At 52.5% G+C, this 2,901-nt stretch carries 4 protein-coding genes; 1 reads left to right on the forward strand and 3 read right to left on the reverse strand.

From position 1 onward, the window contains the following. Positions 1-1,055: ATP-binding protein (locus AC27E8_RS00500; RefSeq protein WP_487111314.1), on the forward strand; the 1,055-nt coding region annotated here is incomplete at its 5' end. A 916-nt stretch (positions 1,056-1,971) separates the two neighbouring features. Here AC27E8_RS00500 and AC27E8_RS00505 read toward each other — a convergent pair. The 3 genes from AC27E8_RS00505 to AC27E8_RS00515 all read right to left on the reverse strand — a co-directional run. Next, complete coding sequence (locus AC27E8_RS00505) at positions 1,972-2,283, reverse strand: hypothetical protein (protein ID WP_487098613.1); 312 nt, start codon at positions 2,281-2,283, stop codon at positions 1,972-1,974. Continuing rightward, positions 2,273-2,548, reverse strand: a complete 276-nt coding sequence (locus tag AC27E8_RS00510) for a hypothetical protein (protein ID WP_487098612.1) — start codon at positions 2,546-2,548, stop codon at positions 2,273-2,275. Before AC27E8_RS00510 ends, AC27E8_RS00505 begins: the two co-directional genes overlap by 11 nt. 129 nt (positions 2,549-2,677) lie before the next feature. After that, positions 2,678-2,901, reverse strand: a 224-nt coding sequence (locus tag AC27E8_RS00515; protein ID WP_487111315.1) for a hypothetical protein, incomplete at its 5' end; no start/stop codon positions are given.

A 2,901-nucleotide genomic window follows, 5' to 3' on the forward strand; every position in this document is an offset into this window, starting at 1 on the left:
TTGGTATGAAGTATGCTGCGGATACGATGCTCCAATGGGGTGCCATTGGTGCGGTGGTAGATCCGAAACAGGCTGAGTACGGAGCGTTGGTGAAACTTTGGCCGCGCGAAAGCGTGTGGTGGACTTTTGGAAGCGGGAGCTCACTCAGGTTTTCACCGTTTCGCTTGGGTAGGGACGCGAGCGAGTCGCAGTTAATCGCCGAGGGGTTCCTCGGTGTTTTGCTGAATGTCACCACGCGGCGGGAAGATCAGCGGGCGTCGCTGGTCATCCAGCGCGCGCTGCACGCGCTCTATCAGGGATCGCAGTGGGATATGGATCACTTCCTCTTGTGCCTGGACGCCGAGCGGAAGAACATGCAACGTCCAGAGGAAGAACGCAACCTGGCGGACTTGTTCTTGGGGCTGCTTGAGCACTACAGGACGAGCGAACTCGGGCGTGCGCTCTACGGCAAAGACGGGGAAGACAATGTCATGGACAACCGCGCCCGACTGGTCGTCGCTTCCATCATGGGATTGGATTTTCCCGACCCGGGGAGTTCACCGGACACCTGGCGTGAAAGCCAGCGCTTTGCGGTCGCGATCCTCTACCTTGTCACCCAAATCGCCTTTCGACGGCTGGTGCTCGCGCCTCCCAACGTACGCAAATTTTTCGCCGTGGATGAGGCGTGGATTCTTCGGAGTATCCCGGAGGGACGCGCTCTTCTCAATCGCATGCTTCTGCTTGGACGCAGCATGAACCTTGTGCTGATGCTCGCCGTGCAGAATCCGGACGTCCTCTTGCCCAAGCAAGGTGCCGAAAACGACGACATGGCCGCGAGCCTCGGGTGGACGTTCGTCGGACGGCTTACATCGCGAATCCAGGTGGAGCACGCGATTCGACTATTGGGGTTGCCGCTTGAAAGCGAAGAGCAATTGAATCGCTACATCGAAACGTTTCAGGCTTTTGAGAAAGGGCGCGGCTTTCTGCGGGATCCGCTTGGGCGGATTGGCGAGGTGCAAATCGACGTGGTGGACGCCGGACTCTTGGAGGCCTTCAACACGACCCCGGAAGTCTGATGCTCCGACGATGTCGGGCATCAGTATGAGTAAATACACATAAATCTTGTGTATAATACACAATTCGTTATGGATAGGGGTGTCCAATGTCGTTAAAGGCGATTGACGATCTTCTGCGGCTATGAACCTCATCCGCCTAGACGCGAAGCGACAGGCGAAGGAGGTCCATTACTAGCCGGTGCCCCTGCCGAGCAAGACGACGGTGACGCCGAACAACAGCAAGTGAGATGAGTGGCCGCTCTGCCGAAGTGGTGGGGCGGTTGTTTTTATTTTTGCCCTGCAAACGCCTTTCCGTTGAGGAGGCGATGCAAAGTGACCAAACCCCGCAATTTATGCTCGAAAGGTGCTACGGAGCACGAGCATGGCACGCACAGAGGTCCTACCTTAGGAGGCGAGACAAAGGAACGAATGGTTATCTGCGGCAGTTTAGGGGCCGGGAGAAAGGTTTCGTACGATGAAATTTTGCGGATGGCGGTTCAAAGCGGTATGAAGGTAATCACGGTTAGTGAAAAGCATCATGACAAGGAGCACTAAGTAGTATCTCCTATCAAAGAGGCCGCCAATCAAGCGGCCTCTGATTGCTGCTAAATTAAATATGGTGCGGGATACAACAAAATGTCATCTAATGTTGCGTTTGGTTGTGACATAAAAAATCCAATAGAACCTATATTTGCATTAATTGCGAATAGAGTACGGAAAAGATTATGGGTCATAGCTGGCAAGTGATCTTGGGTTTCTAACAGATAACCCTTAATACCAACAATTCCGTGTTGATAAGCCCAATACACTGTATGATTACCATCTATTACAATCACTGTTCACGAATCCATTCGCGAAGAATGGTTTGCTCGATCGACATGAGAGAGTTTTCTCCATGGAAGTGAAGTTTTTTAAGGTTGTGATCCGTATGGTGAAATCAGTAGTCATCATATGCGGAATCATGATCGGGATGCAGCGTCAATAGTCGCATCCATTCGCCTTCGCGATACGCAACGGCTCGGAATCCCTTGGCAAGGCGCAAGCTGTATAGTCGCTGCTGATTCGGGCCGATTTTGGAGTAAATCAGTTCCCATTTGAGTCCGTGATCTCGGTACACTTGATCCCACGTCAATTCTGAGAGTTTCCGCAGGGCACGGAGTACACGCAATTGGTCGTCTTTGGGAAGTTCAAACCATTGGCGTTGGAATGTTGGATTGTTGAGATCGAGGCGAACTCGGTCATTGGGCATCTCGAATTCGCCTCTCGATGTCGTCTAGGTTCGAGTCTTGCGGAGCGTGTTCCTCTGCCCATTGGATGGCTTCATCAAGATCCTGTTGCACGGTCGGGTCCATGAGCCAGCGTTCGCTGTCGGGAACGAACTCCCCGATCTTGAGCATAAACACGCCAGGTTCCATTTCGTGGAGCCAGACGAGTTTTCCCGCATACTCTTTTCCAAGAGAAATTTGGCCGTTGCTCCCTACTGTGCGAATGATGCCTGACTTCGTCACGCCCATGAGACTCACCATCCTGTTTGTCGTGCAGCACGATATTCTGAAAATAGTGTATGCACATTGTTGTGGGCAGCGCAAGTGATGTGGAACGCTCACGACCGTGATAGCGCCTTAAAGTTACATATGCTTTACTCAACAGGAGGTAAAGAGCATATCATGGGGTAAGAAAAACAGCGGAGGGACAACCATGACGGCATTCAGCACGTTGTCTCGCACGGTTACAGGTTGGCCATGTGACGCCGGGCCATGTCTTGCGCTCGGGTGAATGAACAAAGCGAACGAAGCCGCTCTGCAAACGATGCAGGGCGGTTTATTTTTGCTTTTTTTGCCCTGCAAATCTCCCTTGTTGAGAGGAG

This window comes from Alicyclobacillus sp. CIJ1, from assembly GCF_057538885.1.